Here is a 22,555-nt window from a genome sequence, read left to right as displayed (position 1 = left end):
GAATACAGTTAGGCATGATCAATCAACACATTGACCGGAAACTCGGCCAGCACGGTGCTCAACATCAGCTCCCTTGAAGGGGTGACAGCACCGCCGCCGAAAAGTCCCGAACAGTTGGCAGGCGACAAGGCAAACGGCAGTACAAGCCGGGTATCGTCCCAGTTCTGTGCCGGGATCAACGGGGTGGCGGCCGGGCCCAGCAGGGCGCTGGCCAACCGTGGCACGACAATGATGGCGCGTTCGCCCTGGCCCAGGCGGGCAAAGGCCAGCACCTGGTCGGCGTGGCGGCCCTGCACGGTCAGTGGCAGATAGGCGCCGCGCTGGAACAGCTCTGGATGGGCCTGGCGGGCGTCCAGCACACGGGCCACCAGGGCCTGCTTGATGCGGCCATCGCGCCAGTGAGCGAGCAGCTCGGCCAGGGGCGTGCCATCTTCGAGGCTGGCGCGCCTTGCCGGGTAATCCACCGGGCGACGGTTGTCCGGGTCGACCAGCGAGAGGTCCCAGTACTCGTTGCCCTGGTACAGGTCCGGCACGCCGGGGGTGGTCATGCGCAGCAGGCACTGCACCAGGCCGTTCAAGGCGCCGGGGCAGGCCAAGCGCTGCGCGGCTTCATGCAGGGACTGGCGCAGCTGCTGGTTTTCCTCGTCCAGCAGCAGGCCGTCGACGTAGGCCGCGCAAGCACGCTCGTAGCGTTCGTTGGGGGCCGCCCAGCTACTGCGCAGCTTGGCTTCGCGCAGGGCCTTGCATTGCCATTGGCCAAGGCGTTCGGCGTAGCATTTCAGGGCTTGCGGGGCATGCAGGTCGAGGTCCAGCGGCCAGCTGCCGAGCAGCGTCTGCAACAGCAGCAGCTCGTCGCCGGGGCTTGGCGCCTGCCCATCGTCCAGTTCCTCACGCAACGGCGCTGCCAGCTCGCGCCAGTGCTCGACGCGGCTGGCCAGCCAAGGCGCGCGTTCGCTGAGCACGGCCAGCCGCGCGCGGCAGTCCTCGCCGCGTTTGTGGTCGTGGGTGGCGGTGGCCAGCAGGTTGTCGGGAAAGTCGCGCAGGCGGCGCTGGGCTTCGTTGTGGAACCAGGCCGTATCGGCGCCGAAACGCTCGGCGTCGAAGCCCACGTCGTTGCGCGACAGCAGCCGGGCGGATCGATAGAAGGCGGTGTCCTCCACGGCCTTGGCGGCGCTGGGAGCGGTCAGTTGCTGGAAGCGCACGCAGGCGTGGCGCAGGTGCTTGCGCGGCCGGCCCGGCGGCAGGTGCCGCCAGGGTTGGCCACCGAGCCAGCGTTCGAGCTGATCGAGCAGCGGCCAGTCGGCCTCCCCCAGCGACTGGCGCGCCCCGGCCAGCGCCTGTTGGAAGAACGCCTCGTCCTCGGCGGGCCGGCCGCAGGCGTTGATGTAAGTGCGGTACACCGGGTAGTGCTCGACCAGCGCCTGCAGCGCCCGGCGAATGGCGCCGAGGGTGAGGTCGCGGGTCATCAGGTCGTCGCGGGCCACCTGCAGCAGGGCCTGGGCCACCGACTCGCAGTCGCCGGCCAGGCTGGCGTTGAGCACCAGGTGCCGGGCAATGCGCACCTCCTCGGGGAAATCGGGACGCTCGCTGGTGCTGCGCCATAGTTCGTCCAAGGCGGGCTGGCCCGCAGGGTCGTGCTGCAGCAGCGACACCTGGTTCATGAACTCGTAGCCGGTGGTGCCGTCGGTGAGCCAGTCGCGGTGCAGGTGTTCGCCCGCGCCGAGGATCTTTTCCACGTAGATCGGGAAGTGCGCCAGCGCGGCATCGACGGGGCGTCGCGCCAGCAGCGAATCGACCCGGCGGCGCAGGTTGCGGCAGTAGCGGCGCGGATCGGCGAGGCCGTCGATGTGGTCGATGCGCAGGCCATCGACCAGGCCGCGCTGGATCAGCTCGAACAGCTTGGCGTGGGTGGCCTCGAACACCACGGCACGCTCCACGCGCAGGCCGCCGAGTTCGTTGATGTCGAAGAAGCGCCGCCAGTTGATGTCGTCGGCGGCGGTGCGCCAGCTGGCCAGGCGGTAGGTCTGGCGCTCGAGCAGCAGGTGCAGGCGCTTGAAGCCTACTTCGCCGCGGCTGTCGAAGGCAGAGAGGGCGGGTTGCGGATCCGCGCCGGCGGCGGCCAGGCGCGCCAGTTCGCGGTGTAGCGGCTGGGCCTCGGCCAGAGGGTCGGCCGCCTCGCCGAGGGCGCTGAAGTGCGCGGCCAGTGTTTGCAGGCGCGGGTCCTCGGCCTGGCCGAGGATGCGTGGGTAGTCCAGTGGGCAGATCGGGAAACGGTGCTCATGGTGGGCGACTTCGAAGCGCCCGTGCTGCGCATCGAAGGTCAGCGGGATCTCGCCGTTGTGCAGGGAGGCGCCATAGTCGCTGCCGAGAAACGGCAGCAACAGTTGCCCGGCCAGCAACGGGTCGCTGGAATGCCACTGGATATCGAAGAATTCCGCGTAGGGGCTGCGCCGGCCCCAGGCCAGCAGGCTCTGCCACCACGGGTTGTCGGCGCCGCCCACGGCCATGTGGTTGGACACAGTGTCGACGATCAGCCCCATGCCATGCTGGCGCAAGGCGGCCACCAGGCGTTCGAGCGCCGCCTCGCCGCCGAGTTCGGGATTGACCCGGGTCGGGTCGACCACGTCATAGCCGTGGCGCGAGCCTGCGCGGGCGGTGAGGATGGGCGAGGCGTAAAGGTGGCTGATACCCAGCCGGGCGAAATAAGGCACCAGCGGTACCGCGTGGTCGAGGGTGAAGTCGCTGTGCAGTTGCAGGCGCAGAGTGGCGGTCAAGGGTTTCATCGGTCACGCTCCCAGGCTTGTTCGCGGGCCTGGGCCAGCAGTTCCAGGCGCCGGACGGCGTCCTCGTCGTCCAGCAGTTCGCGTACTGGCGCCTTGAAGCGGCGGCGCCAGTTGGGATGGCCGGTGGTGGTGCCGGGCAGGTTGGGTTGCTCGTCGCTGCCCAGCAGGTCCTCCAGCGGCACCAGCACCAGCGGTGCGCGGGTATGGCCGACGTAGCGGATCGCCGCGTCGATCAGCGCCGAATCGTCGCGCAGTGGCCCGTAGTTCTGCTCCAGGGTTCGGCGCAGGCCGTCGCGCTCCAGGGCCCGGGTGTGGCGCCAGTGCAGCTCTGTGGCGGCGTCGATCAGTTGCAGGCGATGGCTCCAGTCGATGTCACGGCTGGCCAGCCAGCCGGCGAGTGGGGCCAGGTCATGGGTGCCGGTGGTGGCCAGGGCGTTGTCCGGCCAGTCGAGGATCGGCGTGAAGCGCCCGGGCGGCTGCTGCTCGAACGGCAGCACGCGCATGCCCAGCACGGCCTTGTCGGCCAGGCGCTCGCGCAGGCCCTCGGGCACGGTGCCCAGGTCCTCGCCAAGGATGATCGCCTGGTGTCGCGCCGACTCCAGCGCCAGCAGGCGCAGCAGGTCGTCCAGCGGGTAATTCAGGTAGGCGCCTTCGCTGGGCCGGGCACCACGGGGGATCAGCCACAGGCGGCGCAGGCCCATCACATGATCGATGCGCAGGCCGCCGGCATGGGCCAGGTTGGCCCGCAGCATTTCGATGAAGGCGCGGTAGCCGTTGCGCCGCAGGCCTTCGGGAGAGAACGCGCAGATGCCCCAGTCTTGCCCGGCGCGGTTGAGGATATCGGGCGGGGCGCCGACGTTGAGTTCGGCCAGCAGTTCGTCCTGGCGGCTCCAGGCCTGGCTGCCGGCACCGTCGGCGCCCACTGCCAGGTCGGCGATCAGGCCCACGGCCATGCCGTTGCCGCGCGCCGCGTCCTGGGCCCGTTGCAGGCTGCGCTCGGCCAGCCACTGGCAGAAGGCATGGAACTCGACCCGGGCCGGGTAGGCGTTGGCGAAGGCCTCGACCTCGGGGTCGTAGGGGTTGTGCCAGGCTTTGGGCCAGTTGCGCCAGTCCGCGCCCAGGCCGCTGCTCACCGCTTCGGCCTGCAGTACTTCGAAGCGGCAGTGGTGTTCCAGTTGCTCGCCGGCACTGGCGCGGAAACTGTCGAAGTCCGCGCGCAAGGGGTGCTCGCCCTGGCTGAAGTGCCGGTAGAGCGCTTCGAGCAGGCGCAGACGGGCATCGGCGGCCCTGGGCCAGTCCACCAGCGTATGCTGCTCCAGCGCTTCGAGGGTCGCCTCCAGGCCACAGGCCTCGATGGCCATGCGCACTTCGCGTTCGCCGAAGACCACGCCGGGGCTGGCATAGAGCACATTGAGCAGCAGGCGGCTGGAGGGCGAATAGGGGCTGTAGTGGTGCTGGTCGAAGGCCGACAGGGTGTGGATCGGGCTGATGGCCAGGGCATCGGCGCCGCGCTCGGCGGCGTGGCGCGCCAGTTGTTCCAGTGCCAGGCAGTCGCCAAAGCCGCCATCGCCGGGGCGCCGCAGGCTGTACAGCTGCACGGCCAGGCCCCAGCAACGGGGCGGGGGTTGCTCCACGCAGTCTTGCAGGGCATGGCAACGCGCCGGTGCCACGGCCACGGTGCAGGTCCGGCCATCGATATCCAGGCGGTGATAGCCCAGGGGCAACCCGGCCGGCAGCCGCGCCTGGGCGTCCAGGGTCAGGCTGCGCTGGCTGCCGTCTTCCAGGCTGCAGCGCACCTGGCTGGCGGCGCTGAAGTAACGCTGCAGGTCGAGGGGCTGGTCGATGTCCACGGTCAGCAGCGGTGGCAGGTGCTCGCTGTCTTCGGCCTGCTCCACGGCGCGCAGGCTGGCGTCGATGTCGGCGGCGTTGCCGGCCGGGTGGCCAAGGCCGGCGAGCACCAGGCGCAGCACGTCATCGCTGACCTGCTGCGGGCGGTTATTGGCGTCTATCCAGTCGCGGGCCAGGCCTGCCCGGGCGGCCAGGCGGTGAAGGGGCTCTGCGCTCATGGCGTCTCCTGGTCGGGGGGCAGCAGGCTCACCACGCAGCTGTGCGCGGCGAGGCTCGAGTCGGGGTGGGCGTTGTCGCTGCTGTCGAACAGGCGGCGGGGCAGTGCCGGCAAGGTGACCGGCTGGGGTTGGGTATCGAGGTTCAGGTCGATGCGCAGCTGCTGGCCGTCGCCCAGGCGCCAGCGGGCGGTCAGCGCCTTGGCGCCGAGTACCTCGCAGCCCTCGGCGCGAGTGCCGGGCAGATGTGGGGTGACGTGACGCCTGCGCAGTTCGAGAAGTTGCTGGTATAGGCCGTGCCAGCCGGCCAGCACCTCCTGTTGCCGCGGCCGGGAGGTCTCGAAGGTGGCCTCGGCATTGGGGTCGGGTATCTGCTCGCGCTTCTGCGGGTCGGCGAAGGCCTCGAAATGAGCGAACTCACCCCGGCGACCTTCACGCACGGCGTCGGCCAGCGCGTCGTGGAAGTCGGTGAAGAACAGGAACGGCTTGCGGCTGCCGTCGTCGTCGCCCATGAACAGCAGCGGGATCATCGGTGCCAGCAGCAGCAGGGTGGTGGCGGCCTTCAGGGCCTGCGGCGGACAGAGCCGGGACAGCCGTTCGCCCAGGGCGCGGTTGCCGACCTGGTCGTGGTTTTGCAGGAACAGCACGAAGGCGCTGGGCGGCAGATGGCCGCTGGGCTCGCCGCGGGGCCTGCCGTGGCGGTCGGGCTGGCCCTGGAACACGAAACCCTCGGCCAGGCAGCGTGCCAGCTGGTCGATCGGCCGGTCCTTGTAGTCGGCGTAGTAGCCTTCGGTTTCGCCTGTCAGCAGTACGTGCAGGGCGTTGTGGCCGTCGTCGTTCCACTGCGCGTCGAAGCCTTGCTCGAGCAGCATGGCCTGATTGTGCTCGTTCTCCAGCACCAGCCAGACCTGCCGCCCAGGCTCGACCGTGGCGCGTACCCGCTGGGCCAGCTCGACGAGAAAGTCCGGCTGGTCGATGGCGTGCACCGCGTCCAGGCGCAGGCCGTCGCAGCGGTAGTCGCACAACCACATCAGGGCGTTCTGGATGAAGAACTCGCGCACCTCGGCGCGGCGGAAGTCGATGGCCGCGCCCCACGGTGTCTGGCGGTCTTCACGGAAGAACGGGCTGGCGTAGCGGTGCAGGTAGTTGCCGTCCGGGCCGAAGTGGTTGTAGACCACGTCCACCAGCACCATCAAGCGCTGGCCATGGGCGGCGTCGACCAGCGCGCACAGGTCCTGGGGGCGGCCATAGCTGTGCTGGGGGGCGAACGGCAGCACGCCGTCATAGCCCCAGTTGCGCTCACCGGGGAACTGCCCCAGCGGCATCAGCTCGATGGCGCTGATGCCCAGCCCGGCCAGGCGTGGCAGCACCTGGGCCACGCCGTGGTAGCCATCAAACAGGCCCACGTGCAGCTCCTGGATCACCGCCTCGTGCCACGGACGGCCTTGCCACGCGTGGTGCCACGGGTAGCGGCTGATGTCCACCAGCTCGCTGGGCCCATGCACGCCCTCGGGCTGGCAGCGCGAGGCCGGGTCGGCAACCCGCTGTTCATCGTCGATCACGAATTGATAGCGCTCGCCCGCCTGGCAAGGGGCGACGCCGGTGTACCAGCCATCGTCGTCGGGCAGCAGTGCCACGGGCGGCTGCTGGCCGATCGCCACGCTCACGCTGCGCGCATCCGGCGCCCACAGGGCGAAGCGCGCCGACGTGGCGTCCAGCAACTGTGCGCCATGCTTGTGCATCATCGGCTCTCCGCTCAGTAATGGGCGTGCTGCGTCTGCTTCACCAGGTCTTCGTACAGGCGCGCATAGGGTTCCACCGCCTGGCACCAGTTGAATGGCTGGGTCATCGACAGGCAGCGCATGGCATTGAGCAGGTGCTTCTTGCCGTACACATAGAAGGCGCGGCCCAGGGCTTCGCGATAGCTGTCCTCGGTGGAGTCGTTGAACAGGAAACCGGTCACGCCGTTCTCGATGGTGTCGGCCAGCCCGCCGGTGTTGCGCGCCACTGGCAGCGAGCCGAAGCGCTGGGCGTACATCTGGCTCAGGCCGCAGGGCTCGTAGCGCGACGGCATCAGCAGGAAGTCGCTGCCTGCGAACATGCGCCGGGCGTCGGTCTCGTTGAAACCGATGCGCACGCCGATGCGGCCGGGGTGACGCAGGGCCAGTTCGCGCATGGCCTGCTCTTCCTCCGGTTCGCCACGGCCGATGATGGCGATCTGGCCGCCTTGTTCGACGATGTAGTCGGCCACCCCCAGGGTCAGGTCCAGGCCTTTCTGGTAGACCAGCCGCGAAACCACGGCGAACAGCGGCCCCTCGCTTGCTTGCAGGCCGAACAGCGCGCGTACCTGGTCGGCATTGCGCGCCTTGCCCTCCCAGTCGTTGATGCTGAAGTTGTGGTCCAGGTGCTGGTCGGTGGCCGAGTCCCAGCTTTCGTCGATACCGTTGGGGATGCCGCCGAGCAGTCCCTGCTGGGCCTTGCTGGCGAGAAAACCGTCCAGGCCGCAGCCGAACTCAGGGGTGGTGATCTCCCGGGCGTAGGTGGCGCTGACCGTGGTGATATGGCTGGCGTAGGCAAGCCCGGCCTTGAGGAACGACAGCTTGCCGTAGAACTCCATGCCTTCCTGCTGCATGGCGTGGTCGGGGATCGCCAGTTCCGGGCTGCAGCCGCGGCTGTATACGCCCTGGTAGGCCAGGTTGTGGATGGTGAACAAGGTCGGGGTGCTCAGGCCGCGCCAGTGCATGTAGGCCGGGGCCAGGCCGGCCGGCCAGTCGTGGGCGTGCACCAGGTCGGGGCGCCAGTGGGCCATGCCTTCGCCGGCGGCGATTTCCGCGGCGGCCAGGCCCAGGCGGGCGAAGCGGATGTGGTTGTCGGGCCAGTCGCGACCGTTGTTGGCGCCGTAGGGCGTGCCGTCGCGCTGGTACAGCTCGGGACAGATCAGCACATAGATCACCAGGCCGTCGGCCAGATCCATGCGGCCGATCTTGCACGGCGGCAGCGCGGCGTGGCCGCCCAGCTCGCCGACGATGTGAATGGGGTTGTCGCTCTCGACCACCTGGCGGTAGCCGGGGATCAGCACGCGCACATCGTGCAGGTGCGCCAGGGCACGGGGCAGGGCAGCGGACACGTCGCCCAGGCCGCCGGTCTTGACCAGGTCGGCAATCTCCGAGGTGACGAACAGGATCTTGCGTTTGTTCGGATTGTGCTGGCGCTGCGCGCCGGGTGCCTTGACTGTCGGGGCGAGTGCCGATGGCAGCGGCTCGCGGTTATCCGGGTTGAATGACTCTACGTGAGGTTCGACAGCGGCACTGATCATACTTCTCTCCGTCCCTTGTTCTGTTTGCTTGGCGTTGGCGTTGGCTCGTGGGTCTGCTCTCTGATCGTTGTTGCATCTTCGTAGTGCATTCCTTGCCCCAGATTCGTGCGCGCAGGCACGACACGCTCGGCATTCCCGCCGAAAGACGTATGGACTGGTTGGGGTGTGCGGGCCTGGCGTCAGGCAGTCCTTTGCGTCGGCCCTACTTAAGTCCTGACCTGCCCGTGTTTTGGAAAGTTCGACTTTTTTACGTCACTTTTTCCGAGCAAAACGCGGGCCGAATCTGGAGTGTAGGAGACGAAGCGGCATGAAAGTGACCCGTTGGTCATTTTTGTCGCGACTGTTTAGACGCGCAAACGTTGGCGAGTTGTTGCAAAATATGAGGCTAGCCAGCGTAGGCGCAGCGGATTCGCGACAGACGCGGCACAACGCAATCAGGAAGGGAAGCTGAGGCGAGGTGGGAGCCTGGCAGCTCCCACGCAGAGGGGCGGTGAGTCAGAGGCCGGCGGCCTTGCCTTGCAAACGGGCCTGTTCGAGCAGCAGGTTCAGCTGGGCGACCTGCTGGCGCAGGTGATCGCGCTCATCCTTCAACTGGCGCAGCTCATCGCGGCGCACGGTGACATAGAGGGTCTGGGTGGGAGTGGCAGGCATCAGGGTTCCCATGGGCACACCTCGCATGGCTGGTGACATTTTGAAGCGTAGACGCTTCACGCGGCGCGCATTCTGAATTCTTTGCAGGCCCTTGGGAACTTTTTTGTTTATCGTTGTCGCCCCGTTCGTCGGTGAACCCTACGCCAGAACGCTGGACTAATCTGAAATCTTCAATTGTTGTAAAGCAAAACCAACGGGAGCGTCGGCACATGCAACTGGGAATCATCGGGCTTGGCCGCATGGGCGGCAATATCGCAAGGCGCCTGATGCGCGCAGGTCACAGCACTGTGGTCCACGATCGCAACCGCGAAGCCATCACCACCCTGGAAGGCGAGGGGGCCGTCGGCGCCCACGACCTCGGTGCGCTGGTGCAGAAACTCAAGGCGCCGCGCGCGGTGTGGGTCATGCTGCCCGCGGGCGAAATCACCGAGCAGACCATCGCGCAACTGGCCGACCTGCTCGAGCCGGGCGACGCCATCATCGATGGTGGCAACACCTTTTACAAGGACGACGTGCGCCGCGCCGCCGAGCTGGGCAAGCGTGGCCTGCACTACCTCGACGTCGGCACCTCGGGCGGCGTGTGGGGCCTGGACCGTGGCTACTGCATGATGATCGGCGGCGAGAAGGCGGTGTTCGAGCGCCTGGAGCCGCTGTTCAAGGCCCTCGCCCCGGGCGTCGGCGACATTCCGCGCACCCAGGGCCGCAGCGGCGAGCACGAGCGCGCCGAGCATGGCTATATCCACGCCGGCCCGCCCGGCGCCGGTCACTACGTGAAGATGGTGCACAACGGCATCGAGTACGGCCTGATGCAGGCCTACGCCGAAGGTTTCGACCTGCTGCGCAGCAAGGGTGGCCCGGAACTGCCGGAAGAACAGCGCTTCGACCTCAATGTCGCCGAGATCGCCGAAGTGTGGCGCCGCGGCAGCGTGGTCACCTCCTGGCTGCTGGACCTGACCGCCGACGCGCTGGTCGCCGACCCGCAACTGACCGAATTCAGCGGCTCGGTATCGGACAGCGGCGAAGGGCGCTGGACCATCGACGCCGCCGTCGAACAGGCCGTGCCGGTGCCGGTGCTGTCCAGCGCGCTGTTTGCCCGCTTCCGCTCGCGCCAGCAGCAGGGCACCTACGGTGACAAGATCCTCTCCGCCATGCGCCTGGGCTTCGGCGGCCACGTCGAGAAAAAGAAGGACTAGATGACTAGAACGACCATCCCCGCGGCGCCGCCATGCACCTTGTTCCTGTTCGGCGCCAACGGCGACCTGGTCAAGCGCCTGTTGATGCCGGCGCTGTACAACCTCAGCCGTGACGGCCTGCTCGACCGCAACCTGCGTATCGTCGGGGTCGACCACAACCCGGCCACGGCCGAGGACTTTGCCGCGCGCCTGCATGCGTTCATGCAGGCGCGGGACAAGGGCGTGGAAGGGCATGCCAAGTGCCTGGACGAGAAGCGCTGGGCGCGACTGGCCAAGCGCCTGGACTATCAGACCGGCGACTTCCTCGACCCCGAGACTTACCAGGCCCTGGTTCGGCGCATCGCTAAAACCGGCCATGGCAATGCCATCTTCTACCTGGCCACCTCGCCACGCTTCTTCCCCGAGGTGGCCCAGCGCCTGGGCGACGCCGGCCTGCTCGACGAGTCGGGTGGCGGCTTTCGCCGGGTGGTGGTGGAGAAACCCTTCGGCACTGACCTTGCCAGCGCCGAAGCGCTGAACGCTTGCCTGCTCAAGGTGATGAACGAGCGGCAGATCTACCGCATCGACCATTACCTGGGCAAGGAAACCGTGCAGAACATCCTGGTCAGCCGTTTCTCCAACGGCCTGTTCGAATCGTTCTGGAACAATCATTACATCGACCACGTGCAGATCACCGCCGCCGAAACCGTCGGCGTCGAGACGCGCGGGGCGTTCTACGACAATACCGGCGCCCTGCGCGACATGGTGCCCAACCACCTGTTCCAGCTGCTGGCGATGGTCGCCATGGAGCCGCCGGCGGCCTTCGGCGCTGATGCGGTACGCGGTGAAAAGGCCAAGGTGATCGGCGCCATTCGCCCTTGGTCGCAGAAAATGGCCCTGCGCAATTCCGTGCGTGGCCAGTACGGCGCCGGCAAGCAGGGCCGCAAGAAACTCCCCGGCTACCGCGAGGAGGCCAATGTCGCCCCGCACAGCCAGACCGAGACCTATGTCGCCCTCAAGGTGATGATCGATAACTGGCGCTGGGCGGGGGTGCCGTTCTACCTGCGTACCGGCAAGCGCATGAGCGTGCGCGACACCGAGATCGCCATCTGCTTCAAGCCGGCGCCCTACGCGCAGTTCCGCGAAAGCGAACTGGAGCGGCCCAAGCCCAACTACCTGAAGATCCAGATCCAGCCCAACGAAGGTATGTGGTTCGACCTGCAGGCCAAGCGCCCGGGGCCGGAGCTGGTGATGGAGAATGTCGAGCTGGGTTTCGCCTACAAGGACTTCTTCAAGATGACCCCGGCGACCGGCTACGAGACATTGATCTACGACTGCCTTACCGGTGACCAGACCCTGTTCCAGCGCGCCGACAATATCGAGAACGGTTGGCGTGCCGTGCAGCCGTTCCTCGATGCCTGGGCGGCCGAGGGTGGCGAGGTGCATGAGTATGCGGCGGGAGAGGATGGCCCCGAGGCCGGCGACGAGCTGCTGGCGCGGGACAAGCGCGAGTGGCACAGGCTGGGATGAGTTTGCGGCGAGCCTACCGCCGTTGGCGGTAGGTGCGCAGGTGTGCCCTACAGGCCGCCGGTAGGTTCGATCCTGGCAATATTCTCCTCGTTGCAGAACAGTTTCCAGTCCGGCAACGAGATCGTCGACAAATCACTCAGGTCAGGAAACCACTGGCCCGGTATTTCTAACACAGCGCAACAGTGGGTCTGTGCCGTGGATCAATGTTCTTGCGCATCGATTCGAACGCCTCGGTAGCCTGCACCGAGTGCATCGCAACGGAACCTGCAATCCCCCTTCGGCATCCAAACTCACGCCCACCGCCTGAGGACCCGCGATGCCCGCCCTGATCGAAGATTATGCCCTCATCGGCAACTGTCGCAGTGCCGCCCTGATCAACCGCGACGGTGCCCTCGACTGGCTGTGCCTGCCACGCTTCGACGCTCCCGCGGTGTTCGCCGCATTGCTGGGCAACGAGGAAAACGGCCGTTGGCGCATCGCCCCCAGCGACCCGGTCGATCACAGCGCCCGCCGCTACCTCGACGACACCCTGGTACTGGAAACCACCTGGACCACCGCCAGCGGTCGCGCCCGCGTGCTCGACTGCATGCCCCTGGGCGAACCCAATGCTGTGCTGCGCATTGTCGAGGGCCTGGCCGGCGAGACGGCGTTCGAGATGGACCTGGTGCTGCGCTTCGACTATGGCCGCAGCGTGCCCTGGGTGGAGAAACTCGACCCGCTGACCCTGAGCGCGGTTGCCGGCCCCGATCGCCTGATCCTGCGCAGCAGCACCGAGACCCATGGCCGGGACCACCACAGCGTCGCCCGGTTTCGCGTGCGCGCCGGTGAGCGCCAGGTGTTCAGCCTCTGCCACCAGCCCTCGCACCTGCCTGTGCAGCCCGGTTGCGATGTCGACCACGACCTCGAGCAGACAATCGACCAATGGCAGACCTTCGCCGCCCGCTGCCCCGACGTCGGCCCATACACCGAGCGGGTACGCCGTTCGCTGCTGACCCTCAAGGCCATGACCTACGCGCCCACCGGGGGCATGGTCGCCGCCGTCACCACCTCGCTGCCCGAGCGTGTCGGTGGCGAGCGCAACTGGGACTACCGCTACTGCTGGCTGCGCGACGCCACCATGACCTTGCTGGCGCTGATGAACCTTGGCTACTTCGACGAGGCCCAGGCCTGGCGCGAGTGGCTGCTGCGCTCGGTGGCGGGCAACCCCGAGCAGATGCAGATCATGTATGGGCTGGCGGGGGAGCGCGACCTGCCGGAGTTCAGCCTGCCCTGGCTGGCCGGTTACGAGCATTCGCAGCCGGTGCGGGTCGGCAATGCCGCTTCCGAGCAGTTGCAGCTCGATATCTACGGCGAACTGGCCGACGCCATGACCCAGGCCATCAAGGGCGGGCTGCCGCGGCATCCGCGCAGCGCCGCCATCGCCCGCTCGATCCTGCCGTACCTTGAAAGCACCTGGCGCGAGCCCGACGAGGGGCTGTGGGAGGTGCGCGGCGGTCGCCAGCACTTCGTGCACTCCAAGGTCATGGCCTGGGTTGCCTTCGACCGCTCGGCGAGCCTGGCCGACACCACCGAGGAAGGGCGTGAACGGGGGCGACATTACCGCCAGGTGGCGGACCAGATCCGTGACGAGGTCTGCCGCCGCGGGCTGGATGCCGACGGGCGCCACTTCGTCCAGGCCTACGGCTCGACCGAGCTCGACGCGAGCCTGCTGCAAATTGCCCTGACCGGCTTTCTGCCCGCCGACGATCCACGCTTCCTGCGCACACTCGAACAGATCGAAACCCGCCTGCTGCGCAACGGCCTGCTGCTGCGCTACGACAGCGACAGTTGCAGCGACGGCCTGACGCCAGGGGAGGGGACGTTCCTGGTGTGTTCGTTCTGGTTGGCGGATGTCTACGTGCTGCTGGGGCGGCAGGAGGAGGCACAGGGGCTTTATGAACGGCTCACGGCTTTGTGCAATGACGTGGGATTGCTGGCCGAGCAGTACGACCCGGTGGGCAAACGGATGCTGGGGAATTTCCCGCAGGCGTTCAGCCATATCGGCATCATCAATACGGCGCTGAACCTGCACCGGGCGCAGTGTCCGGTGCGGGATCGGGCGGGAGGCAGTTGATGGTGACACGGTAGGGTTGCCTTCGCCCTGGCTGTACTCCAGTGGCGAGGGCGTCTTTATCTTTACTCGTAATAGCCCACGGTGTCCCTTAACTGGTCAGCGAATTCGTAGATGTCGTCTAATGAGTTAATGGGGTGGCGTGTCTCATTTTTATCTTTGTCGAAAATACCGATGTATTTTTGTGAACGGTTGAAGTGAAGCCGGGTAATCGGTTTTCGGTTGTTGTCGTCCAGCAGAATCCCGAAATAGCTCTGCGTATCTCGGTGGATGACACGTTTGGAGTCCACAGTGGTACGGACAATAGCTTTGACTATGTGGAAGCCTTCCAACTCATCCATTGTGGTTTGAATGCGATCTTCTGCGTTATCCGAGGAATCACTCTGCGTTTCGGTAACAACCTTTTCAGCAGGGGTTGGGTAAGAAACACCACTCATGGCTGACTTCAGGCGATCGTTGATCTGGTCATTCAAGAATTGAGATGCTGCCTTGCGAGTCAGCAGGCCGAATTGCTCTCTCACCTTTTGAGTGATAACGCCGTCGTAGACGCGTGAGGCGAAGAATTTTATAAAGTCGTCGTCAGGTTGGCTGAATTGTGATGCGATGACTCGTTTGATCTGCCCGACGTACTTGAGCTCTCCTGCTGCATTGATTATTGAGTCAACGTCGAAAGCTGATTTTGTAAGCTTCTGCAGCTCCGGGATAACGTGCTCATCAATATCGAGAAGGTCGACTTCCAAAAATGGCTTTTCGTCCATTTTGTTCGGTGCGTCAAGGTCTGTGAAGAAGCGGTAATGCCGCCCATTCGTCAATATTGAAATTCTGGCGGTTGTGACGTGGAAGTAGCGGAACAATTGACTGGCATGGTTGATGTTGAGCGGTTCGCCAATTTTCTTTGTTTCGATGAGTATCTGGATTTCACCATCTTTCAATATGGCGTAATCAATTTTCTCACCTTTCTTTGTGCCTACGTCACAGACGTATTCTGGGACAACTTCGGACGGGTCGAAAACGTCGTAGCCCAGAACGGAGTGGATAAAGGGCATGATGAATGCAGTTTTAGTAGCTTCTTCAGTTTGAATGCTCGAAGCCAGTTGGTTGACCTTGGCGGCCATCGCGTTGAGACGTTCTACAAATTCCATTTGCGCTCCAGTGCGTGCTCGCCCATCCGGGCGGTAGAGGCAAGACGCTACTATGGGGGATCTGCTTGCCGCTACTGTCGTTTCATCCATGCTGGATACCCGAACAGGCAGGTGAAAGCACAATGTAGCGGCCTGAAAGTTAATCCTACATCCGCAGAACGATCAGATTTTCCTCATTGCTTGTAGTCCGTTTCCGAATCATCCTTTTACCCCTCCTTGGCCATTGCTACGGTTTTCTCATCAATCTAGGCTCCTTCGGTCGTTGCCAATTCAGCGACCAGGTCTGCAAGCCTGTGTGTGATAGGAAGCCTAGCGCTAACTGCTATGCTGCTGACGTTTGTCTGTGGCTGATTTATGGCGGTTGTGTGTGGGTGGCCTTCGGGCCAGCCGGGTTTTCTCCTATTGCCCCGGTCTTGCAGCCCTGCACACGACTGCCACCATTACTTGCAAGGCGCTATCGCGGGGCAAGCCCGCTCCCACGTTGGTGATGCCTGCCACTGTGCTCCCTGAGCGGTAGTTCAGCTAAGCGACTTTGAGACGGATAGATACTGCAAGAGTGCTAAACAGCATCATCCGGTATGGCTTCAATATCGCTGATCTCCAGCACTGCCTTGGTTTGCCGGAGCCTGCCGGTGACGCTGATGTTCACTTCGCTGGCGAAGTGCTCGACGACGTCATCGTAGAGGCTGTCGTTGAAAGCACATTTCAGTTCGGCCTCGCCGTTGGGGCGGCCACGGAGGATGAAGGTCAGGTTGTCCTTGTCCAGTTCTCGGATCTGGCCGCTGGTCTTCACGAGTTGGTGCTTTTGCGTAAGGTGCCGGGCTAGCGTTTCACTGATGAACTTTCGGTGGTGGCGGTTCAGGCGGATGACTTGATTGTTCTTGATCAACTGCCCGCGAATCTCGGCAGACTCCACCTGGCCGTGAGTCGGTGGTGTCAGGTCCCTCAGTGCTTCCAGTATGGAAATCTCAGGCTCGTTGCCTGACCGCTCGACAAGCCAGCTCAAACCCGACTCGAGCACGTGCGCACTTTGGGCATAAGTGTCTATGGGAGAGGTCTGCAGATCCAGTTGGTCGGAGTTGGGGATGCTGAACGAAACTTCGAAGCTGTTGTAGGCAAAGCGCGTGGCAGGAAGATCGTATGATCTCCTGAAACTCTCTTCCGGCCTCCCTTGCGAGACGCTTTGCGTGACGACTTCGAGGATTTTCTTGAGCGCGCTTGCCGGGCTGTTGACCGCTCGTGCAATCACGCTGGCGGGTACTGCGCCTTCCTTCAGACCCGGCCCGATGAGGCGATAGGAAAGCAGCGGCATATGCTCTGGGCAAAGGGTGGCATGGGGTTCTGGCTTGAACTGCAGGGGTACGTCATCCAGGCTTTCCAGGCTCCAGGCCATGGCGGGGGACATGTCGTAGTGCATATCGACCACCCAGAGCCAACTCTGTTTGAGCAGGTCATGGACAGTTTTGTGCCCAGTTTTTAACTGTTGGATCAGCGAGGGGCTGGTAGGGGTAACCAGATAGCGAATCAACTTCTCTTCGCGGTCTTCCTCGCTTTCGTACCAGAAACGCAGGAGGGAATCGCTGCCCAAGGTGGTGAATATCTTGGGGCCGTCGAACTCGTAAAGGACCTCCGCGATATGCAGCGTCTCAAAGGGCTGGGGGCTGATGGGGTTAGAGGTAACGGGCCACAGCATGCTCAAACCTCCATCATCGAGAACAGAAGCTTGCGCTCGACGTCCTTGCATGGCCACCACGTCATATGGAGAGGGTTGCGCTTTGCCGGTGTCTGCAGAATCTTTCCGTGGCTTGGCTCGAGCCTGGCGGTAGCGATGTACTTCCCAAGTCTTGGGAACAATGATTGCTGATGGCTGCAACTGGCAAGGTCGGGAAATACGGACAACCCATGGCGAATGCAGGCATTTTCGCCGGTTGCGTCAGCGGCCCGGCCACGCTCCGCCTGCGAGAGGCAATCCTGTTCGTGCACGGGGTTGTTGAGTGAAACCATATAGATCATACCGGAGCAGCTCACAGCCGCTGGTAGCGGACAGTTGTCGGGCAGCCCATCAGGAAAGGTCATCGGTGCATCCTTGTCGTGTCTGGCATTCTAGGTCCATGGTCGTGGTGCGTCCATGTGGCATGACTTGGCGTTCGATGATGGCTTGCAAGCGGGCAGTATTTTTACCGGAGTGTTTTTTGCGCACTTGCTGCATCGGACCTGACTGTAGATGCAAATTGAGGAGCCAGCTGCTGATCTGAACGTCAGAATGGCTGTGTTTGGTGTAGGTCATTTCTGTATCACTGTTGGCGCCATTGCGCGCAAGCCCGTTCCTCCAGATGGCAAGCAGGGTATTATACCGTTGGGGAGCTGCGTCAGACACGTCGAGGCGAGCGGCGCAAATAGCTGATCAGCGCCTGCGCCGCATCCAGCCAGTGACGGAGCGATGGTAGCTCCATGTAGGCAGGGCACGACATTTTTATCGGCAGGGTGTGACGCATGGGGTCACATATGATACTTTGCTATATGTGACGCGTGGGGTCACACTCTGGTTTTGTCGCATGGAACGGATGCGTGCCCCATGATCATCAGCTTTCGCCACAAAGGCCTGCGGCTCTTCCACGAAACGGGTAATACCCGCGGCATTCGTGCTGCCCATTTCCAGCGACTGCGGCGACAGTTGCAGTTCCTCGACAGTGCCGTGGTCGCCGAGGACATGAATGTGCCTGGCTGGCCGTTGCACCCGCTCAAAGGAGAGCGGCTCAGTTTCTGGTCGATAAGCGTGTCCGGCAATTGGCGCCTGGTTTTCCGTATCACAGGCTTTGATGTCGAACTGGTCGACTAGCTCGACTACCACTGACAAGGGGCAAAAATCATGGCTATGCACAACCCGCCTCACCCCGGCGAAACCCTGCGTGAAGATGTCCTGCCGACCTTGGGCCTGACGGTCAAGGCGTTCGCCGAGCATCTGGGTTTCTCGCGTGAGGCGCTGTCGCGGGTCCTTCATGGCCGAGCGGCGGTTTCTCCGGACCTGGCGGTACGCCTGGAAATGGCCGGCATCAGCACGGCGCGGCTGTGGCTGACGATCCAGGTGGACTACGACATCTGGCAGGCGCGCCAGCGTCAGCAACCGGTGATCACGCGGTTGCATCAAGCCGCTTGAAAAAAAGCCCGGGGTGCAGGCCCCGGGCTTTTACCTGAGTGTCGGCCGAGGCTGTCAGGCCACTGCCTCACGACCTGCACTGGCCACCTTGGTATGACGCAAGGTCGGAATCAGGAACGCAATCGCCAGCACGCACGCGCTGACCAGCATCACGAAGCCACCGTCCCAGCCGAAGTGGTCGACGGTGTAGCCCATCGCCGCGCTGGCCGCGACCGAGCCACCCAGGTAACCGAACAACCCGGTGAAGCCTGCCGCGGTACCGGCGGCTTTCTTCGGCGCCAGTTCCAGCGCCTGCAGGCCGATCAGCATCACCGGACCGTAGATCAGGAAGCCGATGGCGAACAACGCGATCATGTCGATGGTCGGGTTGCCCGGCGGGTTGAGCCAGTACACCAGGGTGGCCACGGTGACCAAAGCCATGAACACGATGCCGGTCAGGCCACGGTTGCCGCGGAAGATCTTGTCGGACATCCAGCCGCACAGCAGGGTGCCGGGGATGCCTGCCCACTCGTAGAAGAAGTAGGCCCACGAGGTGGTGTCGACGCTGAAGTGCTTGGCTTCCTTCAGGTAGGTCGGCGCCCAGTCCAGCACGCCGTAGCGCAGCAGGTAGACGAACACGTTGGCCAGGGCGATGTACCACAGCAGCTTGTTGCACAGCACGTACTGGACGAAGATCTGCTTGGCGCTGAACTCCTGCTCGTGGCTCTCATCGTAGCCTTCGGGGTAGTCGTTCTTGTACTGCTCGACCGGTGGCAGGCCGACCGACTGCGGAGTGTCGCGCATGGTGGCGAAGGCGAACACGGCCACCAGCACGGCAACCGTGGCAGGCACGTAGAAGGCCGCATGCCAGTCGTTGGTCCAGGCCAGGCCCAGCAGGAACAGCGGGCCGATCAGGCCGCCACCGACGTTATGGGCGACGTTCCACACCGACACCACGCTGCCGCGCTCTTTCTGCGACCACCAGTGCACCATGGTCCGGCCGCTTGGCGGCCAGCCCATGCCCTGGGCCCAGCCGTTGATGAACAGCAGCACGAACATGATCGTCACGCTGGACGTGGCCCAATGCGCGAAACCGAAAATGAACATCACCCCGGCCGAGATCAGCAGGCCGAAGGGCAGGAAGTAGCGTGGGTTGGAGCGGTCCGAGACCAGGCCCATGAGGAACTTGGACAAACCGTAGGCGATGGCGATGGCGGAGATCGCCAGGCCAAGCTGGCCGCGGGTGTAGCCCTCTTCCTCGATGAGGTAGGGCATGGCCAGGGAGAAGTTCTTGCGCAGCAGGTAGTAGCCGGCATAGCCGAAAAAGATCCCGGCGAAGATTTGCCAGCGCAGGCGGCGATAGGTGCTGTCGACGCGCTCGTCGGGCAGCGGCGCCTGGTGCGCGGCAGGGCGGAAGAAGGCAAACATTTGAAGCTCCCAGCTTGTTATAGGTATGCGAAAGCGAATATTACATTTTCGTTACGGAAAAAATCTCGGTTTTAGGCCGGGTGGTTGTTCTTTTGTGAAAGCCTGCGCATGGGTGATTACGGCAGCGCAAGGCATCCTCTGACATTGATGATGGCGATTGGCTACGAACTGGTCAGTTGTGGACCACTTTTCCGGCTCTACTACGGACGGAAGAGCCAATCCCATGGATATTCACGCAACGCCAATCGACCGCGCCACGCTGCTGCCCCACCTGCACCTCGGTCAGGAAAATCATCCCGGCTGGCCCTCGGTGCTGTTCGGCACCACGGCTCGTGCCGGGACCTCGGTTGACGCCTCGCTCGCGGTCTTTCATTTCAAGCGGTTCCTGTTGTGTAGCGGTCGCCTGGACGCTGCCCGCTATGTGCGTGATCGAGCGCGTCTGGCCTGGTGTGACCTGGATCACTATGTGTTGTACCTGCCGCTGCAACGTGGGCTGGCCGGCGGCAATGGCCTACGCGTGCGCGTGCAGGATGTAGTGGTGCTGGACCTGGCCCAGCCGGCGACATTCGGCATGGCCGCAGGCGAGGGGCTGAGCCTGGTCATCCCGCGCGTAGTGGTGCCCCATGCCAAGGGGCAACTCCATGGCCTGCGATTGTGCCGGCAAAGCACGATGGGCGGCCTTCTGGGGCGCCTGCTGGCGTCGCTGGCGGTGGCCGCACCGCGCCTGACCGAGGATGACTGCACACGGCTGACCGAGCCCTTGCTCCATGTGATCGCCGCGTGCCTGGCCAGCGCGGTGACCGACCCTGCGCTTGTCGTACCGGACGCCGAGACCTTGGGGCGGCGCGCCCGTCGTTACATCGAGGGCAACCTGCAGCGTGACGACCTTACCCCGGCCGTTGTGGCCAAGGCACTGGGTACCTCGCGCAGCCAGTTGTACCGGGCGTTCGAACCGTTCGGCGGGGTAGCGCGCTATCTGCTGCAACGGCGTCTGCGGCGTTGCCTGCTGGCGTTGGGCGAGCCCGCCAATGCCGGGCGGCGTATCGGCGACCTGGCTTATGTCTACGGGTTCACCGACGAAGGGCATTTCAGCAAGGCGTTTCGCAAGGCCTTCGGCCTGTCGCCCCGTGCCGCCCGGAGGGCGCTGCAGCGCGGTGAGCTGAGTGCCAGTTACGCCGCGGCGAGCGGCGCGCACGCCCCGCCTTCACTGGCCCGTTGGCTGCATGAACTGGCTGGCCAGTAACCCCCGCATCCTGGGACGGCTGACCAGGTTTTTGGGACGCCCAGCCCCGGACAGTGCGTGGCCCTGACCGTAATCTGGATTCAACGGGTAACCCAACCACCCTTCAATCCGGTGCCGTCGTCAGGGCCTGAACCTGCAACGCACGAACTGCGAAGCCACCCGGACGGCATCGGCACCGCAACAGACAAGGAGCGTCGGACGTGGCGAATCAATCCCTCCACCACCTCATCCAGAGCATCGCCGGCGCGGTCGCAGAGGCGCAGGACAAGATCCAGCGTTTTCAGGTATCGACCGTGCGCCAGTACTTCGACGAAGACAACCGACCGGTGAGCATTGATGTGCGCCTGCCGTCCCATTCGCCCGAAGCGCGCGAAGGCGAGGAGCGCGTGGTGCGTGTGCCGCTGCTGTCGCTGGTGGGGGCACGGCTGATGGCCGTCAAGGACATGGAAATCTCGTTCGAGGTAGGGCTGAACGCCGATGACGGCTCGGCTGCGAACGTCGGACCGGCCAATGCCGGCGCCGATGGCTCGGGCTGGCCGAGCGAGAACCACAAGGCTCTGAACGTCGACCTGGGCGTTCGCCGCAATGGTGAAGGCGGGCCACTGGCGCGCGTCACCCTCAAAGTCGAAACCCAGCCCCCGTCGGAGGGGATGGCTCGGCTGTTGCAAAACCTCGATAAATTGATCTAGGAGACACAGAAATGGCTAACTTCTCGATGGGTGACCAGTTCCGCGGCCTGCCCATGGGCGACCTGATCGGTGGTCCGCTGACCGCCGCCTGCGACGCCCAGGTCCGCCTGGCCAACGCTACCGCCGACTTCATCAAGGTGATCGGCTTCCTGCCACCGGCGCCTGACCCGAACAACACCGACCCCAACCGGGTGGGTGATGTGCGTACGGTCAGCTTCCGCTTCGACCGTCCCTCCACCAGCAAGCCCGACGACGGCACCATCCCCATGGAACGGGTCGAGTTGGAAGTACCGCTGCTGGCGGTGGTCAAGGTGCCGAACCTGTCGATCAACAAGGTCGACATCACCTTCGACATGGAGGTGAAGAACTCCGAGCAATCGCGCGAAGCCACCGACGCCCAGGCGGCGATGTCGGCCGAGGCCAGTGTGGGCTGGGGGCCGTTCAGCGCCAAAGTCAACATCTCAGGCTCGGTGTCCTCGCACAAGGAGAACACCCGTTCCACCGACCAGTCGGCCAAGTACCACGTCGAGGTGCACGCCGCCGACGACGGAATGCCGGAAGGGCTGGCCCGGGTGCTGGACATGATATCGCAGTCGGTTGCGCCAAAAGCCATCACCCAGCAGTAAAGGGTGAGCGGCCCAGCGTCAGCCCTGGGTTCGCCTGAGCCTTGACCGGGGGTTGGCCGTCAGTCTTTTCCGGAAAGGAGTTCCGTGATGTTCGATCTAACGGACGTGGGATATGTGAAACGCATCGTCGTCGGCAGCACCGATCCGGAGAAGCTGACGTCGCAGGATGTGATCCAGGCGCAGACCGCGCTGCTCAACCGCTGTCTCTGCGAGCCGCCGAAGGGGCGCATCGTCGGCATCGAGAAGAGCTTCAACCTGCTCAACATCGGCGAGCACCAGGTGGTGCTGCAGTCGCTCATCTACCACGTGGGCTTCGCCCGTCGGCCGTTCTGGCTGCCTGACGAGCAGGAGGCCTCGTGATGAACCACCTCGAAGAATTCGTCCAGGCCCTCGGCGGTGCCATGGCCGGCGCCCAGCAGGTCACAGGGGCGCGTTGGCCGGGCATCCGCATCGCCCAGATGGAGGTGTCGCTGGCCGCGACCGTCGAGCCAGGCGATGTCTCGGGCTGCCTGGCGTTGCGGGTCGGCCGCCCGCCACGCGGTAAGCAGACCTTGCATGAACTGAGCATTGTCGTGCCCGGCGATGCCCATGCGGCGATCGTCGTGCGCCTCGATGGCGAGCTGTTCGGGCACTACCGGAGGCCCGCTGATGGCCAGGCGAACTGAC

The 22,555-nt window shown here is 64.5% G+C and carries 20 protein-coding genes; 10 read left to right on the top strand and 10 right to left on the bottom strand.

The window, feature by feature from the left end; all coding sequences use genetic code 11:
* Nucleotides 1–8 precede the first annotated feature (8 nt).
* The 5 genes from LOY42_RS17105 to LOY42_RS17085 form a co-directional block, all read right to left on the bottom strand.
* The gene (locus tag LOY42_RS17105; RefSeq protein ID WP_258598569.1) at nt 9–2,783 is read right to left on the bottom strand and encodes a malto-oligosyltrehalose synthase; all 2,775 of its coding nucleotides are present in this window, start codon (nt 2,781–2,783) and stop codon (nt 9–11) included.
* Nucleotides 2,780–4,849: a 4-alpha-glucanotransferase gene (malQ, locus tag LOY42_RS17100; protein ID WP_139672114.1), complete on the bottom strand. Its 2,070-nt coding sequence runs from the start codon at nt 4,847–4,849 to the stop codon at nt 2,780–2,782. The genes LOY42_RS17105 and malQ overlap by 4 nt, the downstream gene beginning before the upstream one ends.
* Complete coding sequence (gene treZ, locus LOY42_RS17095) at nt 4,846–6,588, bottom strand: malto-oligosyltrehalose trehalohydrolase (RefSeq protein WP_139672109.1); 1,743 nt, start codon at nt 6,586–6,588, stop codon at nt 4,846–4,848. Before treZ ends, malQ begins: the two co-directional genes overlap by 4 nt.
* Nucleotides 6,589–6,602: 14 nt before the next feature.
* On the bottom strand, nt 6,603–8,162 hold the full coding sequence (glgA, locus tag LOY42_RS17090) for a glycogen synthase GlgA (RefSeq protein WP_102684443.1): 1,560 nt from the start codon (nt 8,160–8,162) through the stop codon (nt 6,603–6,605).
* Between the two features lie 495 nt (nt 8,163–8,657).
* Nucleotides 8,658–8,825 (bottom strand): DUF6026 family protein, encoded by a 168-nt coding sequence (locus LOY42_RS17085; RefSeq protein ID WP_219730232.1) that lies wholly within the window; start codon nt 8,823–8,825, stop codon nt 8,658–8,660.
* 197 nt (nt 8,826–9,022) lie between these two features.
* On the opposite strand from LOY42_RS17085, the gene gnd reads away from it, so the two are divergent.
* The 3 genes from gnd (at nt 9,023) to LOY42_RS17070 (ending at nt 13,628) form a co-directional block, all read left to right on the top strand.
* Complete coding sequence (gene gnd / locus LOY42_RS17080; RefSeq protein ID WP_110698609.1) at nt 9,023–10,006, top strand: phosphogluconate dehydrogenase (NAD(+)-dependent, decarboxylating); 984 nt, start codon at nt 9,023–9,025, stop codon at nt 10,004–10,006.
* The gene (gene zwf, locus LOY42_RS17075; RefSeq protein ID WP_258598567.1) at nt 10,007–11,515 is read left to right on the top strand and encodes a glucose-6-phosphate dehydrogenase; all 1,509 of its coding nucleotides are present in this window, start codon (nt 10,007–10,009) and stop codon (nt 11,513–11,515) included.
* Nucleotides 11,516–11,831: 316 nt separating this feature from the next.
* Nucleotides 11,832–13,628: a glycoside hydrolase family 15 protein gene (locus LOY42_RS17070; protein ID WP_258598565.1), complete on the top strand. Its 1,797-nt coding sequence runs from the start codon at nt 11,832–11,834 to the stop codon at nt 13,626–13,628.
* 62 nt (nt 13,629–13,690) lie between these two features.
* Here LOY42_RS17070 and LOY42_RS17065 read toward each other — a convergent pair whose 3' ends face one another.
* The 4 genes from LOY42_RS17065 to LOY42_RS17050 all read right to left on the bottom strand — a co-directional run bounded on the left by LOY42_RS17065 (nt 13,691) and on the right by LOY42_RS17050 (nt 17,054).
* A complete protein-coding gene (locus tag LOY42_RS17065; protein ID WP_139672100.1) occupies nt 13,691–14,767 on the bottom strand; it encodes a type I restriction endonuclease in 1,077 nt (358 codons plus the stop codon).
* A gap of 559 nt (nt 14,768–15,326) precedes the next feature.
* Nucleotides 15,327–16,460, bottom strand: coding sequence for a hypothetical protein (locus LOY42_RS17060; protein ID WP_139672095.1), 1,134 nt, complete (start codon nt 16,458–16,460; stop codon nt 15,327–15,329).
* Between the two features lie 2 nt (nt 16,461–16,462).
* Nucleotides 16,463–16,843, bottom strand: coding sequence for a hypothetical protein (locus tag LOY42_RS17055; RefSeq protein WP_139672091.1), 381 nt, complete (start codon nt 16,841–16,843; stop codon nt 16,463–16,465).
* On the bottom strand, nt 16,830–17,054 hold the full coding sequence (locus LOY42_RS17050; protein WP_139672088.1) for a hypothetical protein: 225 nt from the start codon (nt 17,052–17,054) through the stop codon (nt 16,830–16,832). The genes LOY42_RS17055 and LOY42_RS17050 overlap by 14 nt, the downstream gene beginning before the upstream one ends.
* A gap of 288 nt (nt 17,055–17,342) precedes the next feature.
* Here LOY42_RS17050 and LOY42_RS17045 point away from each other — a divergent pair, with 288 nt between their 5' ends.
* Nucleotides 17,343–17,606 (top strand): type II toxin-antitoxin system RelE/ParE family toxin, encoded by a 264-nt coding sequence (locus LOY42_RS17045; RefSeq protein ID WP_139672085.1) that lies wholly within the window; start codon nt 17,343–17,345, stop codon nt 17,604–17,606.
* Between the two features lie 30 nt (nt 17,607–17,636).
* Nucleotides 17,637–17,924: a HigA family addiction module antitoxin gene (locus tag LOY42_RS17040; RefSeq protein WP_046856273.1), complete on the top strand. Its 288-nt coding sequence runs from the start codon at nt 17,637–17,639 to the stop codon at nt 17,922–17,924.
* Between the two features lie 54 nt (nt 17,925–17,978).
* On the opposite strand, the gene glpT is transcribed toward LOY42_RS17040, so the two are convergent.
* Complete coding sequence (glpT, locus tag LOY42_RS17035) at nt 17,979–19,331, bottom strand: glycerol-3-phosphate transporter (protein WP_046856272.1); 1,353 nt, start codon at nt 19,329–19,331, stop codon at nt 17,979–17,981.
* Nucleotides 19,332–19,554: 223 nt separating this feature from the next.
* On the opposite strand from glpT, the gene LOY42_RS17030 reads away from it, so the two are divergent.
* The 5 genes from LOY42_RS17030 (at nt 19,555) to LOY42_RS17010 (ending at nt 22,554) form a co-directional block, all read left to right on the top strand.
* Complete coding sequence (locus LOY42_RS17030) at nt 19,555–20,574, top strand: helix-turn-helix domain-containing protein (protein WP_139672082.1); 1,020 nt, start codon at nt 19,555–19,557, stop codon at nt 20,572–20,574.
* Between the two features lie 200 nt (nt 20,575–20,774).
* The gene (locus LOY42_RS17025) at nt 20,775–21,263 is read left to right on the top strand and encodes a DUF2589 domain-containing protein (RefSeq protein WP_110698590.1); all 489 of its coding nucleotides are present in this window, start codon (nt 20,775–20,777) and stop codon (nt 21,261–21,263) included.
* A gap of 11 nt (nt 21,264–21,274) precedes the next feature.
* Nucleotides 21,275–21,889: a DUF2589 domain-containing protein gene (locus LOY42_RS17020; protein ID WP_110698588.1), complete on the top strand. Its 615-nt coding sequence runs from the start codon at nt 21,275–21,277 to the stop codon at nt 21,887–21,889.
* A gap of 87 nt (nt 21,890–21,976) precedes the next feature.
* Nucleotides 21,977–22,249, top strand: a complete 273-nt coding sequence (locus LOY42_RS17015) for a hypothetical protein (RefSeq protein WP_110698586.1) — start codon at nt 21,977–21,979, stop codon at nt 22,247–22,249.
* Complete coding sequence (locus LOY42_RS17010; protein WP_110698584.1) at nt 22,249–22,554, top strand: hypothetical protein; 306 nt, start codon at nt 22,249–22,251, stop codon at nt 22,552–22,554. The genes LOY42_RS17015 and LOY42_RS17010 overlap by 1 nt, the downstream gene beginning before the upstream one ends.
* Nucleotide 22,555: the final 1 nt, after the last annotated feature.

The organism is Pseudomonas sp. B21-023 (assembly GCF_024749165.1).
Lineage (GTDB): Bacteria > Pseudomonadota > Gammaproteobacteria > Pseudomonadales > Pseudomonadaceae > Aquipseudomonas.
Note: the sequence above shows the minus strand (reverse complement) of the source record. Positions and strands in the feature narration are given on the sequence as shown.